The sequence below is a fragment of the Pseudoduganella ginsengisoli genome (assembly GCF_009720865.1).
Lineage (GTDB): Bacteria > Pseudomonadota > Gammaproteobacteria > Burkholderiales > Burkholderiaceae_D > Rugamonas > Rugamonas ginsengisoli.
On sequence record NZ_WNLA01000005.1, the window covers coordinates 47,396 to 66,161 of the forward strand.

Below are 18,766 nucleotides of genomic sequence, written 5' to 3' on the forward strand. Positions count from 1 at the left end.
TCCTAACGTATGCGCCCTGACAGGGCGGCTTTGACGGCAGCGCTGGCGTGCAGCGCGCCCAATACCGTGATGGATTCAATAGTGGCCAGCGCCAGTTCGGCTGGCACGTCGGTGGCGATGCTGGCCAGTCCCAGCACCTGGATTTGCAGGCGCTGGCCGGCCGCCTGTATGGCTTCGAGGTCGGCGCGGGTGTAATGCTGCATGCCCAGCACCAGGCTTTTGCGCGCGACAGTTTGCTTGACCACGTCGGCATGCTGCGCCAGCTGGTTGCGGATGGCGGTCCGGATCAAGTCGGTACGGTTGGCGTAAAAACCTTCCTGCACCAGTAAATCAATCTGGCCAAGGTCGACCGGGCCGAGGTTGATCGTGATTTTTTCGGAATCTGTGTTTTTAGGCTTGAGTTCATGCACCGACATTGTGTTCTCCATCTATTTGGCATCCATGTGCCATCCATGTGGATGGTAGTATAGGACCAAAGTATCGTTTTTCAAGCATAAAAAAGCGGTTTGGAGTAAGGTGCAGGTTTCTATGGCTAAAATGCTGCAGTGCGATGACTGTAGAGGGAGCGTTCCAGCCCTGACCCACTGCCGGGATGCCTGGCGCGGTAAAATGTCGCACTCCTTATTGAATTTTCGCAATGAGCACTGACATCCCAACTGCGGCGCCACTGGCTGGCGCCACGGTGCCATCCCCCTGCGTCAGCCTGTGCAAAATGAACCGGGACACTGGTTTTTGCGAAGGCTGCCTGCGTACCATCGATGAAATCGTCGCGTGGTCGCGCGCCGATGACAACTTCAAACGGGCCGTGTGGGAAGAAATCCGCCGCCGTGAAGAAATGATTGATTTCGGATGACACCATGACGGTTTTGCATGACAACATCCACGTGTTCGAGCGGGGCTGGCTTTCGTCGAACAATATCCTGATGCTGGGCCGTCACGATGCGACCCTGGTCGATACCGGCTATGTGCTGCACGAGCAGCAAACGCTGGCGCTGGTGCGGCACGGACTGCATGGCCGCCGCCTGGACCGCATCGTCAACACCCACCTGCATTCCGACCACTGCGGCGGCAATGCGATCTTGCAGGCGCATTTCGGCAGCGCCACGTACATTCCCGTGTCGGAAGCGGACAACGTGCGGCGCTGGGATGAAGACAAGCTGAGTTTCAAGGCGACAGGACAGACGTGTCCCCGCTTTTCCATCGATGGCACGCTGTCGCCTGGCGACAAGCTGACCATGGCCGATATGGAATGGGACGTGCTGGGCGCACCCGGCCATGATGCGCATTCGCTGATGCTGTTTTGCGCGCAGGAAGGCATTTTGATTTCCGCTGACGCGCTGTGGCAAAACGGCTTTGGCGTGATTTTCCCGGAACTCGATGGCCAATCCGGCTTTGCCGAAGAACGCGCGACCTTGGATTTGATTGAATCGCTGGATGCGCGCGTCGTAGTGCCGGGCCACGGCGCCGTGTTCACGGACGTGGCGCAGGCGCTGAAGCGGGCCCGCGTGCGGCTCGATTTCCTGTCCGGGAACCCGGCGCGCAATGCGGAATATGCAGTGAAAGTGCTGTTGAAATTCCTGTTGCTGGAAAAGCAGCGCATGAAGGTCGATGACGTGCCGGCGCTGTTTGCATCGTTGCCGGTCATTGTCGCGGCGTCGCAGAATTATCTGGGCAAATCGCCTGAAGAAGTGGCGCAGTGGACGGTCAAGCAGCTGGTGCGCGCGTGTTCGGCGCGGATTGAAGATGGTTATTTGCTGAACGACGGCTAATCAAGCCCCCGCGCCGGCCAGTTTCACCAGGTCGGCGTCCGTCCCTTTGATGAAAATCTTGGTCCGTTCCATCACGCTGGCCAGCGCCGCATCATGCGCGCGCCACTGCAGCCAAAACGTGTCCGCCGTATAGCAAACGGGCGCGATGTTTCGCCCCAGCATGGGCGGCAACGTTGCCAGCACGTCCTTCAATGGCGCATGCAATTCTTCCGGCGCCACGGCCACCAGTTCAATGGCGCCGCCGCCATGCACGGTGCCTTCCACCGCGTCGCCGTGGATAAATACTGCCTGCATCTTTTCTAGCACGGGCGCCAATGCAGCCTTGATGGCTTCAGCGGTGCCAAAGGTCTTCACGACGATGCCGCGCAATTCCTCGAAGATCGGTGCTTCGTGGTTGACTTGATAATGTTTTTGATTGCCAGAACGCCAGCCGTGTACGAGGCCGGATGCTTCCAGGCTGGCCAGTTCGCGCTGCACTGCGCCGGAGCCGCAGGCGGCAAGGGAAATGATTTCGTTGGCGTAAAACGAGCGGTACGGCTGGCCATACAAAATGGCCAGCACACGCTGCTGTGTCTTGGAAAACAGTACGTCCGCAAAGATACCCATATTGGGCATCTTAGTACCCGAAATGGGTACAGTCAAAGAGAAATTGCTGACGAGAAATCTCGTAGTGACTACTTACTTTGAATCTTCAGTCTTGATGGCCCACAGACCCGGCAAATTGCGCCAGTAGCCATACGCATCCATACCGAAGCCTACGACGAAGCGGTTCGGGATCGTAATGCCGACCAGGTCAGGTTTGACCGGCTTGGTTTTGCCGATGGCCTTGTCCGCAAACACGGCCAGAATGACTTCGGCAGCACCCATTTCCAGCAGGCGCTCTTTGACGTGGGCCAGGGTTTCGCCTTCGTCCAGGATGTCGTCCAGCACGATCACCGTGCGGCCTGCCACGTTCGAGCGCGGGATGACTTTCCATACGACCTGGCCACCCTTGTCTTCATCGCCGTAGCGGCTGACGTGGATATAGTCGAATTCCAGCGGGAACGTCAGTTGCGGCAGCAGATTGCCGGTGAACACCACGGCGCCGCCCATGACGCCCAGCACCAGCGGGAATTCCTGGTTGTCCGTGTTGTTGAAGCGGGCGTTCAGCTCATCCGCCATACGCGTCACGGACGCATCGACAGTGGCCTTGTCAAAGATTTCTTCCGCAGATTCGAGGAGGGCGCGTGCGCGGTTGTGGTGGAAGTCTTGCATGATTGTTATGTGTTATGACAGCTGGTAGGAAGGCATTATTATCCGCCATATCCCGCCAGCCTGCTCCCACGTTGGATGAAAGCCACAGAAATCACGAATAGTCGCGTACGTCGTCGATCACCTTGCCATCATTCGGCAAACTGCCGCGAACTGCGAATTGCACCTCGCCGCGCAGCTTGGTCAGGTCACGTATACTCTCTATGATGGGCGGCGCATAAGCGGCAGCGGGATCATCCACTTCGCAATGCAGGGTCATCACGTCGTTCGACACGCGGCCCGATACCACCAGGCGCGCCTTGTGGATTTCCGGGTGGCGCCGTGCGATTTCATTGACTTGTGCCGGATGCACGAACATGGCGCGCACTTTGGTGGTCTGGTCGGCCCGGCCCATCCAGCCGCGGATGCGCACATTGGTGCGGCCGCAAGGCGATGGCCCCGCATCGGTCAGTACGGCCGACAAATCCCCCGTGCCAAAGCGGACCAGCGGATAGTCGGGATTGAACACGGTGACCACCACTTCGCCCACTTCGCCGGGCGCCACGGGTTCACCGCTGCCGGGGCGGACGATTTCCAGCAAGATGTCTTCATCGACCACCATGCCGGGATGGACGACCCCGGACGTCGCGGTTTCATACGCCATGCTGCCTGCGTCGGCCGATGCATAGCATTGCAGCACGCTAGGCACGCCATGGTCGATCAGCCAGCGCCGCAACGAATCCGGCAGCGCTTCCGCACTGACCAGCGCGTTTTTCAGGCATGAGATATCGGCGCCCATGTCGCGGGCTTTTTCGATAATGATTTTCAAGAACGAAGGCGTGCCGACGTAGGTGTCCGGCCGCAGCGCCGCCATCGCTTGCACTTGCTGTTCGGTCTGGCCGCTGCCGGCCGGGATCACGGGGCAGCCAAGGCGCGCGGCGCCGCTTTCGACCATGAAGGCGGCAGGCGTGAAATGGTAGGAGAAACAGTTTTGCAGCAGGCTGCCGGGACGCACGCCGGCCGCATACAGGGGCCGCGAAAAACGCCACCAGTCCGCGCCTAAGCCCTCCGGATCGAAGATGGGACCGGGCGACATATACACGCGCTTCAACTGGCCGACCGAGGTGGCATTCAAGCCGCCGAATGGCCGCTCTTGCAGCTGTAGTGCTTTCAAGTCGGACTTGCGCGTGACTGGCAGCGCGGCCAGCGCCTTGCGGCTGTGGATATCGCGCGGGTCGATACCGGCCAGGATGCGGCCCCAGCCCGCAGCGCTTTGCGCGCGCGCCACCAGGCCAGGCAAACGCGCCAGCAATTCGCCTTCGCGCTGTTCCGGATCGCGTGTTTCCAGGCTATCCAGCGTATCGCTGGGAGTACCGCTGATTTGGGTATCGCTCATGTCACGCACCTTGGCCCTCTCCGATTTCGCGCTGCAATTTTTTAGTCAGTTTGCTGAACACCAGTTCATACGAACGCTTGAGTAATTCCGCCGCTTCCGCATCGCTGACGGCTTTCAAATCTTCGATCTTGACCCACCGGGCGCGCGCCAGATATGGCGCGGGAATAATGCCCTGGCGGTCCGTCAGTTCGAGAAAGCGGTCATCGTCGACTTTGAAGCTGATGCCGCCGGCGGCGACACAATTGCCCGTCACCGCGAACATCTTGTCGCCGACGGAAAAAACGAGGTCGGCGCCCCACTTGATATCTTCCGTCGCACCGGGCAGGCTGCGGCAAAAGGCTTTGGCTTTCTCGATATTCATTACCATCCTCTTCAAGCCAGCCAGCGTTTGCGGCGGCGGTAAAACTTCATGTCGCGGAAGCTCTTGCGGCCAGCGCCGGACATGCCCAGATAGAATTCCTTGACGTCTTCATTGTTGGCCAGGTCCGATGCGGCGCCTTCCATGACGACCCTGCCGTTTTCCAGGATGTAGCCAAAGTCCGCATAGCGCAGCGCCACCATGGTGTTTTGTTCGGCCAGCAGGAAGGACACGTTTTCCTTGGCATTCAAGTCTTTGACGATGCCAAAGATTTCTTCGACGATTTGCGGCGCAATGCCCATCGATGGCTCGTCCAGCAAGATCATCGATGGCCTGGCCATCAGCGAGCGGCCAATCGCGCACATTTGCTGTTCACCGCCGGACGTGTAGCCGGCCTGGCTGGTGCGGCGCGTCTTCAGGCGCGGGAAGTAGTGGTACACCTTTTCCAGCGATTCGCGCAATTCCGCGCGGCTCTGGCTGCGCGTGTATGCGCCCGTCAACAGGTTTTCTTCAATGGTCAGGTGGCCGAAGCAGTGGCGTCCTTCCATCACTTGCGACAAGCCCCGCTTGACCAGTTCATTCGGCGTCAACTGGTCGACGCGCTCGCCCTTGAACGTGACTTCGCCTTTGGTGACGTCGCCCCGTTCACCGCGCAGCAAGGTGGAGATGGTTTTTAACGTGGTTGATTTGCCGGCCCCATTGGCGCCCAGCAGCGCGACAATTTTCCCTTGCGGGACTTGCAGCGAAACGCCTTTCAGCACGAGGATCACGTGGTCGTAAATCACTTCCACGTTATTGACCGACAGGTAAGGCTGGACCGCGTTGGCGGCGGCAGCGGTTTCTTGGGCAGTGGCGGTGTTCATAAATGTTCCTACAATGTGGATGCCCGGCCTGAAGGCCCGGCACCCATGCTGTAAATGATTGCGCCGCCTGCGGGCGGCGCAAAGCAGTGGCTACGACTTGGCGCAGGCCGGCGTGATCTTCTTCTCTTCCGCATACTTGGCCGACGATTCATCGACCAGCTTGCGGGTCAGCGCCTTGTCGCCCACCACCCACGTTGGCGTGATGGCATTCCACTTGGCGCCATCCCACTGCTGCACTTTGACGGCGCCCGAACCTTCGTGGTCTTCGCACGACGTTTTCACTGGCGGGAACATGCCGAACGCGCCCAGCGCTTTTTGGCGCGCTTCATCGATGTTCATGTTTTCCAGGCCCCAGCGCACTTGCTCGCCCGTCATGGGTTTGCCCTTGCCGAATTTTTCCTGCGCGTGGCGGATCGCTTCCGTCCACAGGATGCCGGCCGTCATGCCGCGCATGTGGTAGACGGAACCAATGCGGTTCTGGTCGGACAAATTGCCTTTACCGGCCGCGTACACTTTCTTTCTCAGTTCGTCGATGACGGGGTAATTGCCCGGCGTATTGAACGTCATGGCCGTATAGCCTTTGGCTGCATCGCCTGCCGCCACCGTGTCGTCTTCGGAACCGGCCCACCACACGCCCAGCATTTTGTCGCGCGGGAAGCCGTTGCGCTGCGCGGTCTTGATGGCGACGGAATTCATCACGCCCCAGCCCCACAGGATCACGTAATCCGGCTTGGCCTGGCGGATTTGCAGCCATTGCGACTGCTGTTCGCTGCCGGGTGGCGCGACCGGGATCTTGATCAGCTCAAAGCCATGCTGCTTGGCCAGCGCTTCCAGCACCGGCAACGGTTCCTTGCCGAACGCGGAATCGTGGTACAGGTGGACAATCTTCTTGCCTTTCAGCTTGTCCATGCCGCCGGACTTGTCGCCCAGGTATTTGATCATGGCGGCGGCCTGGTTCCAGTAGCTGGTGATCAGCGGGAACACATAAGGAAACACTTTGCCGTTGGCGGCATCGGAGCGGCCATAGCCCAGGGTCGTCATCGGCACTTTGTCGGTGGCCACGCGGTCCAGGATGCCGTACGCAATGCCGGTCGACAGCGGATCAACCAGCGTGGCGCCGCCATTCTTGGTTTTCATGCGCTCATAGCATTCGACGCCGCGCGCCGCATTGTATTCAGTTTCGCATTCTTCCCACGACAGCTTGACCCCATTGATACCGCCATTGGCGTTGACGAGGTTGAAGTAATCGATGATACCGCCATAGAAGCCGGAGCCGCCGGACGCGTAGGGACCCACGCGGTACGACGGCAAGGCAATGAATTGTTCGGTGTTGGCGAAAGCACCGCCCGCAGTGGCAAGCAGGACAGCGGCAGCAATGGTTTTTACGTATGCCATGTTCAAGTCTCCTATCTAGGTTGTACGCTCAGTGCGGGAAAGGCCACAGGCGTAATTTCTCTTTACCGATTTGCCACAAACGCGCCAGACCGTGGGGTTCCACGATCAGGAAGAAAATAATCAGGGCGCCAAACACCATCAATTCCAGGTTCGACGCCACGCTGGTTGGCAATGCGAGGCTGTGGGCCAGCACATTGAGGAATACTGGCAGCAGCACAATAAACGCGGCGCCCAGGAAGCAGCCGAGTATGGAACCCACGCCGCCAATGATGATCATGAACAGGATGCGGAACGACAGTTCCAGGTTGTACGCTTCCGGTTCCACCGTGCCCAGGTAGGCAAACGCGTACAGCGCACCGGCCACGCCGCAGTAGAACGAGCTGACGGCAAACGCCAGCAGCTTGGTGCGCATCAGGCGGAAGCCAATGACTTCCGCTGCCACGTCCATGTCGCGCACGGCCATCCACGAGCGGCCCACGTTCGAGCGCACCATGTTTTTTGCCAGCAGCGCCATGACGGCGACCACCAGCAATACCAGCACGTATTTGGCGGCCGGCGTATCGAATGCATAGCCGAGGATTTCAATTTTTTGCGCGGTGATGACGCCGGATGCGCTGTAGTTGGTCAGCCAGCCAATCTTGGTGAGGCACCAGACGACGAAGAATTGCGTGGCCAAGGTGGCGGCGGCCAGGTAAAAGCCGCGGATGCGCAGCGATGGCAAGCCAAATGCAATCCCCACCAGCGCGGCGCTCAATCCGCCCAGCACGAAGGCCAGCAAAATTGGAATGCCCGGGATGCGCAGCACGAAGTTATACGACGCAAACGCACCGACGGCCATGAAGGCTGCCGTCCCCAATGACAGCTGGCCCGCGTAGCCGGTCAGGATATTTAAGCCCAGCGCTGCCAGTGAAAAGATCAGGAATGGAATCAGGATCGCCGACAGCATGTACGGCGAGGCGGCGAACGGCAGTACCAGCAGGGCCACCGCCAGCGTGCCGAACAGCATGCTGCGGTCTTGGCGGATCGGCAGGATTTGGCCGTCCGTTTCATAGCTGGTCTTGAACTGGCCGGTTTCACGATAAATCATGGCTGCTCCTAAAGTTCTTCAAAAATCGGCGCAGCTAGGCGCGGCGACGATGGCAGTACAAATGGTACGACGAGCCGCGGCAACGACGCTGCGGCGGTTTTTGATGGACTTTCAGATGCGACGGATGATTTTTTCGCCGAATAGTCCTTCAGGGCGAACGAGGAGGAACAGCAGGGCCAGCACATACGGGAACCAGCCTTCGATACCGCCGCCCACCATCGGGCCGATATACACTTCCGCCAGTTTTTCCGACGCGCCGATAATCAGGCCGCCGACAATCGCACCCGGCACGGACGTGAAGCCGCCCAAAATCAGCACGGGCAACGCTTTCAGCGCAATAAAGGTCAGTGCGAATTGCACGCCATTGCGGGCACCCCACAGCAAGCCCGCCACCAGCGCCACCATGCCGGCCACGGCCCACAGGATGGCCCAGATGCGCTGCAGCGGAATGCCGACGGCCAATGCGGCCTGGTGATCGTCCGCCACGGCGCGCAGCGCGCGGCCCACTTTGGTTTTCGAAAACACCAGCGACAGCACTGCCACCATGATGGCGCACACGCCGGCCGCCATCACGTCGAACTGCGACACGATGATGTTGAATTTCTCGGCCAGGAATTCCAGCGGCACGTCTTCAATTGGCAATTCCAGCTTGTGCACCTGGTTGCCCCAGATCAGTTGCGCCAGCCCTTCGATAAAGAACGTCAGGCCGATGGTGGCCATGAACAGCGTGATTTCCGGCTGGTTCACCAGGGGCCGCAGCACGACCCGTTCGATGCACAGGCCCAGGATGACCATCGCAACAATGGTGCCGGGAATCGCCAGCCACAGCGACAGGCCGAATTTGTCCATGATGCCGACGCACGTGAGCGCGGCAAAGAACACCATCGCGCCCTGCGCAAAGTTAAAGACGCCGGACGCCTTATAGATCAGCACAAAGCCGATCGCCACCAGCGCATACATGACGCCGGACAGCAGGCCGCCAATCAGCACTTCAAAGAAAAAGCTCAGGTTCATGTTTATCCACATCCCCATTAATGGCCACCCAGGTACGCCTTGATGACGTCTTCGTTGCTGCGCACTTCGTCCGGCGTGCCGTCGCCGATTTTTTTGCCGTAATCGAGTACCACGACGCGGTCGGAAATATCCATGACGACGCCCATGTCGTGTTCGATCAGCACAATGGTGGTGCCGAACTGGTCGTTCACGTCGAGGATGAAGCGGCACATGTCCTGTTTTTCTTCCACGTTCATGCCGGCCATCGGTTCATCGAGCAGCAGGATTTCCGGTTCCGCCGCCAGTGCGCGGCCCAGTTCCACGCGTTTTTGCAAGCCGTAAGGCAGGCGGCCCACCGGGGTTTTACGGATTGCCTGGATTTCCAGGAAGTCGATGATTTCTTCGCACTTTTTGCGGTGCTCGATTTCTTCGCGGCGGGCAGGGCCCCAATACAGCGCCTGCATCAGGAAATTCGACTTCATCTTCAGGTTGCGGCCCGTCATGATGTTGTCGAGTACCGTCATGCCCTTGAACAGCGCGATGTTCTGGAACGTGCGGGCAATGCCGGATTTCGCGGCCTGGTAGCAATCCATGTTCTTGCGGTGCTCGCCCCGGTAAATGATTTCACCTTCCTGCGGGCGGTACACGCCATTGATCACGTTCAGCATCGAGCTTTTACCGGCGCCATTCGGGCCGATGATGGCGCGGATTTCATGCTGGCGCACGTTGAACGAAATATTGGTCAGCGCTTTCACGCCGCCAAACGACAGCGAGATATTGCGCAAGTCGAGGATTTCCGGGCCGATGCGGCGCGCTGCATTGAACAGCGCATCAGGTTCATTCATTTGCATGCTGTTCTCCTGGTCACGCAGCCGCCTGCACGGCAGGCAGTTTTTTGCAATCCCGGATCACGAGGTCGGCCGACACCTTGCCGGTGCGGCCATCCTCGAACTTGACCTGGGTTTCGATAAATTGCGATCCCTTGCCGGTATACAGCGCATCGATCAGCACCGCATATTTTTCAGCGACGAACTTGCGGCGCACTTTGCGGGTGCGGGTCAGCTCATCGTCATCCGGATCGAGTTCCTTGTGCAGCACGAGGAAGCGGGAAATCTGCGTGTTGCCCATCGAAGGCTCGGCCGCCAGGCCGGCATTGACCTGCTCGACGCATTCCTGCATCAATTCATACGTGGCCGGATGCGACGCCAGGTCCGTATAGCCGGAATACGCAATGCCGCGGCGTTCGGCCCAGTTGCCCACGGCGCCCATGTCGATATTGATGAAGGCGCACACCTGGTCGCGGCCATGGCCAAAGGCCACGGCTTCCTTAATGTATGGGAAGAACTTGAGTTTATTTTCAATGTAGTTGGGCGCGAACATCGTGCCGCAATTCATGCGCCCCACGTCGGCAGCGCGGTCGATGATTTTCAAGTGGCCTTCGCTGTCGAACATGCCGGCATCGCCCGTGTGGAAATAGCCATGCTGGTCGATGGCTTCCGCCGTCGCGTCCGGACGCTTGTAATAGCCATCCATCAACGTGGCGGATTTCACCAGCACTTCGCCATTGTCAGCCAGTTTGACTTCGACGCCCGGGGCAGGCAAGCCCACGCTGTCGAACTTGATTTTGCCGTCCGGCTGCAGGCATACATAGGCGCACGTTTCCGTGGAACCGTACAACTGCTTGAGGTTGACGCCGATCGAGCGGTAAAAGCGGAACAAGTCAGGACCGATGGCGGCGCCTGCCGTGTAGGCGACACGGATGCGCGACATGCCCAGCACATTTTTCAGCGGGCCGTAAATCAGCACGTTGCCCAGTGCATACTTGAACCGGTCGCCGAAGGCCACGGGTTTGCCGTCCAGGATATCGGCGCCCACGCGCCTGGCCACGTCCATGAAATAGTCAAACAAGCCTTTTTTCAACTTGCCCGCGTCGTCCATGCGGATCGTCACATTGGTCAGCAAATTTTCAAATACGCGCGGCGGCGCGAAATAGCACGTTGGGCCGATTTCGCGCATGTCCGTCATGACGGTTTCGCCGGATTCCGGGCAATTGACGGTGAAGCCTGCCACCATTGCCTGGGCTAGCGAAAACAGGCAATCGCCGACCCACGCCATCGGCAAATACGACAGGATGTCTTCATTGTCGGTCAATTGGTCGAAGCCCACGCTGCCGGCGCCGGCCGACATCAGCGCGTGGTGCGTCTGGCACACGCCTTTGGGTTTGCCCGTGGTGCCGGACGTATACAGGATGACGGCGTTATCGCTGCTGCGGCCTTCCTCCACCTGCGCTTCAAAAAAGCCGGGATGGGCTTTGTCGTACGCGCGGCCCAGTTCCTGGACTTGGGCGAACGATTGCAATTCCTTGTGCGTGTAATGGCGCATGCCGCGCTCATCGTCATATAACACGTGCGCAATGCGCGGGCACTGTTCCTTTAATTCCAGGAGCTTGTCGACCTGTTCCTGGTCTTCCACTACGGCAAATGCGATTTCCGCGTTATCCAGCACGAACGCCATGTCGGCGGCCGGTGCATCCTGGTACAGCGGCACAGGCACGCCGCCCAGGCATTGGGCCGCCAGCATGGACCAGTACAGCCGGGGCCGGTTATCGCCAATGATGGCAAGGTTCATGCCGCGCTGGAAGCCCAGCGCTGCCAGTCCGCACGCCAATGCGCGGACTTCATCATTGACCTGGGCCCAGTTCCACGTTTGCCAGATACCGAGATATTTTTCACGGTATGCAGGCTTGTGGGGCCGCTCCTTCCCATGCTGCAATAAGCGGCGTGGGAATGTATCCATTGCTGTGTGCACTTTCGTCTCCTTCATAGCCCCGGTTGGATGAAGCTGCGATAATTATGTTCAAGCTATGGCGTGCAGGACCTTCAGGTCGGGCAACCACATCTCTTATAAGTGCTTTTTAAGTGTGATGAATATTAGCCTGCGTTTCCCTGCAGAGTTGTCTTTTTGACGACAATCAAACCACTTTTTGACGTTGCCTTGCAACAATGACTACTAAGCAACCAACCCAGCAGCCGACTTTGATTGAATCCCTCCACGCGGCCACGTGGGCGCCTGTGCTGACGCCGGAGCAAATGGCCCGTGTCGAAGCGGATTGCTATGAAGTATTCGTGCCGAAGGGCGGGTTCGTCTGCCACAAGGGCGAGGTAGTGGACCACTGGGTCGGTATCGTCAGCGGCATGGTCAAGATGAATAACTTTTCGCCGAACGGGAAAAGCGTGACGTTTACTGGCGTGCCGCAGGGCAGCTGGTTTGGCGAAGGGTCGCTGCTAAAGAATGAATTGCGAAAATACGACGCCATGGCGTTGCGTGACAGCCGCATTGCACGCATGCCCGCCGATACTTTTAATTGGCTGCTGGAAACTAGCCTGCCGTTTACGCGGTTTTTGCTCATGCAGCTCAACGAGCGGCTCGGACAGTTTATCGGCATGGTGGAAAACGAGCGCCTGCTCGATGTCGATACGCGCGTGGCGCGCTGCCTGGCTGGACTGTTCAATACGCAGTTGTATCCGGGAACGGAACACCTGGTGCAAATTTCGCAGGAAGAAGTGGGGCTGTTGTCGGGTGCGTCGCGGCAGCGGGCCAACCAGGCGCTGCAAGTGCTGGAAAAACAGGGCTTGCTGCGCCTCGACTATGGCGGTATCCGGATTCTCGATCTCGACGGGTTGCGCAATTTTGAAGCGCACACGTGACACCGGCAGGCTCAATTCCAACCTGAAAATCTGTGTTAGTGCGCTAACACTGACAGGCGTATAGTTGGATTAAGCTGTGGCATGGCACTCACCGGAGGAGCAAACATGGATACCTTGGCACGCCAAGTAGGCGAAACCCTGGTCGCACGCGGTACGGCAGCGGCCATATCACGATGGGGCATTTGGAGAGTCGCAGGCTGGCTTGGCGCGGCCGCGCTGCTGGCTTATTACTTCGGCTCACGCTACCGCGCACAGCACGCGACGCCGCTGCTGGCCGCGCCGGAAGCCGGCAAGGGAACGACACCGCCGCCCGACCAGGAACGGCGCCGCGTGCCGGATTTTGAACACCACCAGGACGAGTCGCGCACGTTGCATTGAGCGGCAAGATACTATCCCGGCTGGACATGGCGCAGGGTATGATAGAGCCAAGTAGACAGCACTGCCTCGCTCATGCCCCAACCAGACCTTACCGCCATCGCCGGCCGTCTCGCAGCAGTGCGGGAAGCCATGGCGCGCCAACGGATCGACGCCTTGCTGGTGCCATCCGCCGACCCGCACTTGTCCGAATATTTGCCGCCCCGCTGGCAAGGCCGCGAATGGCTGTCCGGCTTCACCGGGTCCGTCGGCACGCTGATCATCACAGCGCAATTTGCCGGTGTGTGGACCGATGCCCGCTACTGGACCCAGGCTGAAAATGAATTAGCAGGGACCGGCATCGCGCTGATGAAAATCCCATCCGGCGGCAGTACCTTGTACGTGGACTGGCTGGCCGACCATATGACGCAGGGCCAGGTCGTGGCCGCCGATGGCGCCGTACTGGGCCTGGCAATTGCCCGCATGCTGGAGCAGAAGCTGGCCGAGCGCGATATCGTGCTGCATACGGAAACGGATTTGCTGGACGACGTGTGGCAAGGCCGTCCCGGCTTGCCGCCCGAACCCGTCTATGAATTGCTGGCGCCGTATGCTGCGGTGCCGCGCGCTGAAAAGCTGGCTGCGCTGCGCAGTGCGATGGCCTCGCATGGCGCCGAATACCACGTGATTTCCACCTTGGACGATATCGCGTGGCTGTTCAATTTGCGCGGCGCCGACGTCCACTTCAATCCTGTGTTCGTCGCCCATGCGCTGATTGCGCCGCAACGCAGCACGGTGTATGTGGCGGAGCACAAAATCCCGCCCGGCCTGGTGACGGCATTGGCTGCCGCCGGCGTCGATGTCGCGCCGTACCACGCTTTTGCTGAGGCACTGGCTGCCTTGCCGGACCAGGCGACTGTCTTGCTGGATCCGCGCCGCGTCACGTATGGCACGCGCCAGTCGCTGCCTGCTGCGGTCAACGTGGTGGAAGCCATCAATCCCACCACCCTGGCCAAGTCGCAAAAAACCGCCGAAGAAGCGCAGCACGTGCGGGCCACGATGGAGCAGGATGGCGCCGCCCTGTGTGAATTCTTGTGCTGGCTCGATGCGCAACTGGCGCATCATGCACGCGAACCGCTGACTGAGTTTGCGTTGGGCGAACGCCTGACGCAAACACGCGCCAGGCGGCCCCATTTCGTCAGCCCCAGCTTTGGCACCATTGCCGGCTTCAATGCCAACGGCGCCATCATGCATTACCGCGCCAAGGCTGGCAGCTGCGCGCTGGTGGCGGGCGATGGCTTGCTGCTGATTGACTCGGGCGGCCAGTATTTGGGCGGCACCACGGACGTCACGCGGGTGGTGCCGGTGGGCGCCGTGTCCGAAGAGCAGCGGCGCGATTTCACGCTGGTGTTGAAGGGCATGATTGCGTTGTCGCGGGCCCGCTTCCCGCATGGCGTGAAGTCGCCCATGCTCGATGCCATTGCCCGTGCGCCGCTGTGGGCGGAAGGCATCGATTTCGGCCACGGCACGGGCCACGGCGTGGGCTTCTTCATGAATGTGCACGAAGGCCCGCAGTCGATTTCGCCCTCGGCCATGCCGGAAGCGCAGACTGCCATGTTGCCGGGCATGATCACGTCGATTGAACCGGGCGTGTACCGGCCCGGCCAGTGGGGCATCCGCATTGAAAACCTCGTCTTGAATGTGCCGGCCGGTGAAACGGAATTCGGCGCATTCCTGCAATTTGAAACCCTGACCCTGTGCCCGATCGATACGCGCTGCATTGAAGCAGGCTTGCTGCGCGACGATGAACGCCAGTGGCTCAATGATTACCACGCGGTGGTGCGCACACGCCTGGCGCCGCTGCTGGACGGCGACGCGCTGGCCTGGCTGCACACCCGCACGGAGGCGATATGAGCAGTGCCCGATCCACCAAAGCCAGCAATGCGCTCGACCGTTTGAAAGAACGCAGCGGCAACCGTTTGTATTCCATGTCGCGCACCGGCAGCGGCCATTTCTTTTTGACGGAAGGACCGGGCAAGCCGCCGCTTTGCCCGCCCATGGAACTCGATGATTTCGTTGCCTTCGTCAATGCCCAAGGCCCGCAAAAGCCGCAGCGCATCAGCAAGCTCGATAAGGAATTTGAAAAGCAGTTGACGAAGAAACCTGCCGCTGGCAAGTAACAGCGCCGCCCGGCGGTCACCGCGCAGTTACATAACAATAAGGAGTGCGCCATGCCCACCTATCACATCCTGTCCGGTTACTGGTCGCTCAGCGAATTGGCGACCAATATGCTGATCTTGCTGAACATAGTCGGGGCGCTGCTGCTGGGTTTAGCCGTAGGGTATGAGCGTTCGTACCACGGGCGAGCGGCGGGGATGCGCACATATGGCCTGGTCAGCATGGCGGCATGTGCACTGACGGTGATTTGCGGCTATCCGCACATGTGGTTTGGCGGCGGCATGATGCAGCTGGCCGGCACCGACCCCACCCGCGTGATACAGGGCATCGTCACAGGGATTGGCTTTCTTGGCGCGGGCGTGATCATGCGCGAAGGTTTTAATATCAGCGGCTTGACGACGGCGGCATCGATCTGGGCGTCGGCTGCCATGGGCATCATGATCGGCCTGGGTTTTTACCTGGGCGCGATCGGCTTGGGCTTCCTGTGCGCGATGTCGATGATTTTCCTGTCCAAGGTGGAAGCGTGGCTGCCGTCCCGCCATGCGGTGGCGATGACGATGCGCTTCAAGGAAGGCTTTATGCCGGACGTAAAGGATTTGCGCGCCATTGCGCTGAAGCGCGGTTATGAAGTGGCGGGCGGATCGATGATGATCAGCAGCGACCACGGGGCGCAGGAGTGGCGTTTCGTTGCCATTGCGCTCAGCAAGCGCTCCGGCGCAACGATGGCGGAACTGGCCAAGGAAATGTCGCAGTTCGAGGGGCTGGACGGGTTCCAGTTATCTCACGCACGTAACTAATTCGATAACCTGGGTGCCGGGCCATCAGGCTGGGCATCCACATGTCAGGAAACTTTTATGGAATTAACCAACGCACAGGATGTGCTGGATTTCTGGTTCTTGCCGATTGGCGTCAAGGGCCACAATACGCAGCGGCCGGAGTGGTTCCGCAAGGATGACCAGTTCGACCGCCAGATCGCAGAGCAATTCGGCCATGTGGTGGAAGCGGCATTGTCGGGCAGCCTGCGCCACTGGGACGATGAAGGCACGCAGGGCACGCTGGCCCGCATCATCGTGCTGGACCAATTCACCCGCAATATCTACCGCGGCACGGCCAAGGCGTTTGCCGGTGATCCGCTGGCGCTGGAAGCAGCGCTGGCGCTCGATAACAGCGGCGCCAATCAAACCTTGCCGCCCGTGCAGCGGATTTTTGCGCTGCTGCCGTTCGAGCATTCGGAATCGTTGTCGATGCAACAGCGTTCACTGGATTTGTTCGACATGCTGCGTTCCACGTCGGCCGGTTTTGAAAGCACATATGACTATGCGCGCCGCCATTACGACGTGATCCGCCGCTTTGGCCGCTTCCCGCACCGCAATGCGGTCCTGGGACGCGAATCAACGGCGGAAGAGCGCGAATTCCTGCAGCAGCCGGGTTCCAGTTTCTGATGCATCGCCTGAGCATCATTGGCGGCGGCCACGTGGGCCGCGTATTCGGAAAATTGTGGGCGGGTGCGGTCTTTGACTTGCACGATGTGCTGGCCCGTTCGCTGCCGTCCGCACAGCAAGCCGTGTCATTCATCGGCGCGGGTACGGCGGCGGATGCTTATGCCGCACTGCGCGATGTTGATATCTATATGCTATCCGTCGGCGACGACCAGATCGTGCCTGCTTGTGCAGCGCTGGCCGCCAGCGTGCCGTTAAAAGACGCCATTGTCTTTCATTGCAGCGGCGCGCTGGCGTCGGACCGTTTGCAGGCGGCGCGCAGCGCAGGCGCTTATGTGGCCAGTGTGCATCCGATCCGCAGTTTTGCCGACCCGGCCAGCGTGGCTGCTGCTTTTAGTGGCACATTTTGCGGCATCGAAGGCGATGCGCAAGCCATTGCCGTGCTGGAACCGGCATTGGTTGCCATCGGCGCCCGTCCCGTGGCCATCGACGCAGCCGCAAAAACCGTTTATCACGCGGCAGCGGTATTTGCCAGTAACTATTTGACCACGGTGCTCGACGCCGCGTTGCGCGCTTATCAGGCGGCAGGCATTCCGGAACCGGTGGCGCGTGAACTGGCGCAGCCGCTGGCGTCGGAAACACTGGCCAATGTTTTCCGGCTGGGCGCCGCGCCGGCCTTGAGCGGTCCGATTGCCCGTGGCGACATGGCGACTGTGGCGCGCCAGCAGCAGGCGGTGACGGCGTGGGATGCGCCGACGGGAGCGCTATATGATGCCTTGGTGGCGCCCACTGTGGCGCTGGCGCGCCGAAAGCACAACAGTTAAATCGTCCCTGGGTGCATGTTGCTTGTGCGCACCGCCGAATTTCTTGTAAATCCTCGGCGAAAGCAATAAGCTTAATTGTTGGAATTTTTTTGGATCAGAAAAACAAGTCAGGAAGCGCGCCCGGGGTGGCGTTGCCCAGCAGAGGATAGAGGATAGAACATGTTATTTCTGAAAAGCACTTCGGTCACCAAGGCGCCTGGTATCTATGATGTGGATATCGCTGCCAAGCCGCCTGGCAAGACATTTGGTGTGTATATCGCCACAGACCCGGACAATCCGCCAACGGCCGTGATTGCTGCGCTGAAGGCTGCCGGTTTTGAAAATACCCACAGCTCCGGCTACACGCACAAAGACCGGGGCAAGGTACTGGATTTGCACTTCCACAAAGATGGCACCGACCTGTTCAAAGGCTGGAAGCCGGAAGAGAATGCCGCCAACATGGCGATCATTACAAAAGTGTTTGGCGACGTTGGCATCACCATCACGCCGCGCGTCATGTCGCTGGCTGAAGCGTACGCCTGACCGGTCCCGTCTGTCTGACGTCCTCCCTGATCCGGACGTCAGACTGCAGTGCTTCTCACACCAGCACTGACTGCACTTCCACGTGATACAAACCCCACGGGCATGAACCGAAACGTTCCGCCACGGGTTTCTTTGCCATGTCCGGCACGTTATCCGCATCGTAGACCGCCCACAGGGGACCCAGTCCGCCCAGCGCAATCGGCGCGCCTTCCAGGTGCGTGGCGATGATGTAGCGCTGCGCGCGGGCTTGCGCCACGGTAATGGATGCGGCATAACCATCCACGGCGCGCAACGCGAGGGTGCTGTTCTCCGTCAAGGTGGCGCCGGCGGCTTTCAAGACATCGACCAGCAGCGGGCCTTTCAGCGTGTGCGGTTTGTTGTCGTATTCCAGGGTTGGCTTGATGGTGATGGCGGGCAGCGCTGCCAGCATTGCGAAGTCAAATACGTAAGCTTTGGTGAAATTGACTTTGTGCTTGACCAGCATCTGGTCGAAGCCGCTGGGGTCCAGCGGGCCCCGGTTGGGTTTGCTGATGGGGCCGGTCACCGTCAGCAAGACGGGACCGCTGGTTTTTACGGGCGCCGCGTGGGCAGAGTTTAGGACGGGAAGGGCGCCGGCCGCAGCCAGGGCGCCGAAGAATTGGCGTTTTTTCATGC

22 protein-coding genes are annotated in these 18,766 nt (G+C 59.8%); 10 read left to right on the forward strand and 12 right to left on the reverse strand.

Features of this window, described 5'->3' with window-relative positions; all coding sequences use genetic code 11:
- Window positions 1–2: 2 nt before the first annotated feature.
- On the reverse strand, window positions 3–416 hold the full coding sequence (locus tag GM668_RS10325; RefSeq protein ID WP_155438873.1) for a ribbon-helix-helix domain-containing protein: 414 nt from the start codon (window positions 414–416) through the stop codon (window positions 3–5).
- A gap of 221 nt (window positions 417–637) precedes the next feature.
- Between GM668_RS10325 and GM668_RS10330 the strand changes: the two genes are divergently transcribed.
- On the forward strand, window positions 638–853 hold the full coding sequence (locus GM668_RS10330; RefSeq protein WP_155438874.1) for a DUF1289 domain-containing protein: 216 nt from the start codon (window positions 638–640) through the stop codon (window positions 851–853).
- 4 nt (window positions 854–857) lie between these two features.
- Window positions 858–1,769, forward strand: coding sequence for an MBL fold metallo-hydrolase (locus GM668_RS10335; protein WP_155438875.1), 912 nt, complete (start codon window positions 858–860; stop codon window positions 1,767–1,769).
- Here GM668_RS10335 and GM668_RS10340 read toward each other — a convergent pair whose 3' ends face one another.
- The 10 genes from GM668_RS10340 to GM668_RS10385 all read right to left on the reverse strand — a co-directional run bounded on the left by GM668_RS10340 (window position 1,770) and on the right by GM668_RS10385 (window position 11,914).
- Window positions 1,770–2,375 carry a helix-turn-helix domain-containing protein gene (locus tag GM668_RS10340; protein ID WP_155438876.1) on the reverse strand — a complete coding sequence of 202 codons (606 nt, stop codon included), beginning with the start codon at window positions 2,373–2,375 and terminating at the stop codon, window positions 1,770–1,772.
- A 72-nt stretch (window positions 2,376–2,447) separates the two neighbouring features.
- Window positions 2,448–3,023, reverse strand: coding sequence for a hypoxanthine-guanine phosphoribosyltransferase (locus tag GM668_RS10345; RefSeq protein ID WP_155438877.1), 576 nt, complete (start codon window positions 3,021–3,023; stop codon window positions 2,448–2,450).
- 91 nt (window positions 3,024–3,114) lie between these two features.
- Window positions 3,115–4,395: a phenylacetate--CoA ligase family protein gene (locus GM668_RS10350; RefSeq protein WP_155438878.1), complete on the reverse strand. Its 1,281-nt coding sequence runs from the start codon at window positions 4,393–4,395 to the stop codon at window positions 3,115–3,117.
- 1 nt (window position 4,396) lies between these two features.
- Window positions 4,397–4,756 carry an MmcQ/YjbR family DNA-binding protein gene (locus GM668_RS10355; protein ID WP_155438879.1) on the reverse strand — a complete coding sequence of 120 codons (360 nt, stop codon included), beginning with the start codon at window positions 4,754–4,756 and terminating at the stop codon, window positions 4,397–4,399.
- 11 nt (window positions 4,757–4,767) lie between these two features.
- Window positions 4,768–5,616, reverse strand: coding sequence for an ABC transporter ATP-binding protein (locus GM668_RS10360; protein WP_155438880.1), 849 nt, complete (start codon window positions 5,614–5,616; stop codon window positions 4,768–4,770).
- Between the two features lie 90 nt (window positions 5,617–5,706).
- Window positions 5,707–7,011 carry an ABC transporter substrate-binding protein gene (locus GM668_RS10365; protein WP_155438881.1) on the reverse strand — a complete coding sequence of 435 codons (1,305 nt, stop codon included), beginning with the start codon at window positions 7,009–7,011 and terminating at the stop codon, window positions 5,707–5,709.
- A 28-nt stretch (window positions 7,012–7,039) separates the two neighbouring features.
- A complete protein-coding gene (locus tag GM668_RS10370) occupies window positions 7,040–8,098 on the reverse strand; it encodes a branched-chain amino acid ABC transporter permease (RefSeq protein ID WP_155438882.1) in 1,059 nt (352 codons plus the stop codon).
- Window positions 8,099–8,209: 111 nt separating this feature from the next.
- Window positions 8,210–9,106 (reverse strand): branched-chain amino acid ABC transporter permease, encoded by an 897-nt coding sequence (locus tag GM668_RS10375; protein ID WP_211923374.1) that lies wholly within the window; start codon window positions 9,104–9,106, stop codon window positions 8,210–8,212.
- Window positions 9,107–9,129: 23 nt separating this feature from the next.
- Window positions 9,130–9,942, reverse strand: coding sequence for an ABC transporter ATP-binding protein (locus tag GM668_RS10380; RefSeq protein WP_155438884.1), 813 nt, complete (start codon window positions 9,940–9,942; stop codon window positions 9,130–9,132).
- A gap of 13 nt (window positions 9,943–9,955) precedes the next feature.
- Entirely contained in the window at window positions 9,956–11,914 is a 1,959-nt protein-coding gene (locus tag GM668_RS10385; RefSeq protein ID WP_211923372.1) for an AMP-dependent synthetase/ligase, read from the reverse strand.
- A 179-nt stretch (window positions 11,915–12,093) separates the two neighbouring features.
- Here GM668_RS10385 and GM668_RS10390 point away from each other — a divergent pair, with 179 nt between their 5' ends.
- The 8 genes from GM668_RS10390 (at window position 12,094) to GM668_RS10425 (ending at window position 18,112) form a co-directional block, all read left to right on the forward strand.
- Window positions 12,094–12,798: a Crp/Fnr family transcriptional regulator gene (locus GM668_RS10390; protein ID WP_155438886.1), complete on the forward strand. Its 705-nt coding sequence runs from the start codon at window positions 12,094–12,096 to the stop codon at window positions 12,796–12,798.
- A gap of 105 nt (window positions 12,799–12,903) precedes the next feature.
- Window positions 12,904–13,176, forward strand: coding sequence for a hypothetical protein (locus tag GM668_RS10395; RefSeq protein WP_155438887.1), 273 nt, complete (start codon window positions 12,904–12,906; stop codon window positions 13,174–13,176).
- A 72-nt stretch (window positions 13,177–13,248) separates the two neighbouring features.
- Window positions 13,249–15,063, forward strand: coding sequence for an aminopeptidase P family protein (locus GM668_RS10400; RefSeq protein ID WP_155438888.1), 1,815 nt, complete (start codon window positions 13,249–13,251; stop codon window positions 15,061–15,063).
- Complete coding sequence (locus GM668_RS10405) at window positions 15,060–15,329, forward strand: hypothetical protein (RefSeq protein ID WP_155438889.1); 270 nt, start codon at window positions 15,060–15,062, stop codon at window positions 15,327–15,329. The genes GM668_RS10400 and GM668_RS10405 overlap by 4 nt, the downstream gene beginning before the upstream one ends.
- Window positions 15,330–15,380: 51 nt before the next feature.
- Complete coding sequence (locus GM668_RS10410) at window positions 15,381–16,124, forward strand: MgtC/SapB family protein (protein ID WP_155438890.1); 744 nt, start codon at window positions 15,381–15,383, stop codon at window positions 16,122–16,124.
- A 57-nt stretch (window positions 16,125–16,181) separates the two neighbouring features.
- The gene (locus GM668_RS10415) at window positions 16,182–16,769 is read left to right on the forward strand and encodes a DUF924 family protein (protein ID WP_155438891.1); all 588 of its coding nucleotides are present in this window, start codon (window positions 16,182–16,184) and stop codon (window positions 16,767–16,769) included.
- A complete protein-coding gene (locus GM668_RS10420) occupies window positions 16,769–17,590 on the forward strand; it encodes a Rossmann-like and DUF2520 domain-containing protein (protein ID WP_155438892.1) in 822 nt (273 codons plus the stop codon). Before GM668_RS10415 ends, GM668_RS10420 begins: the two co-directional genes overlap by 1 nt.
- 159 nt (window positions 17,591–17,749) lie before the next feature.
- On the forward strand, window positions 17,750–18,112 hold the full coding sequence (locus GM668_RS10425) for a hypothetical protein (protein ID WP_155438893.1): 363 nt from the start codon (window positions 17,750–17,752) through the stop codon (window positions 18,110–18,112).
- A 55-nt stretch (window positions 18,113–18,167) separates the two neighbouring features.
- On the opposite strand, the gene GM668_RS10430 is transcribed toward GM668_RS10425, so the two are convergent.
- Window positions 18,168–18,764 (reverse strand): putative pterin-binding protein, encoded by a 597-nt coding sequence (locus GM668_RS10430; RefSeq protein WP_155438894.1) that lies wholly within the window; start codon window positions 18,762–18,764, stop codon window positions 18,168–18,170.
- Between the last annotated feature and the right edge of the window lie 2 nt (window positions 18,765–18,766).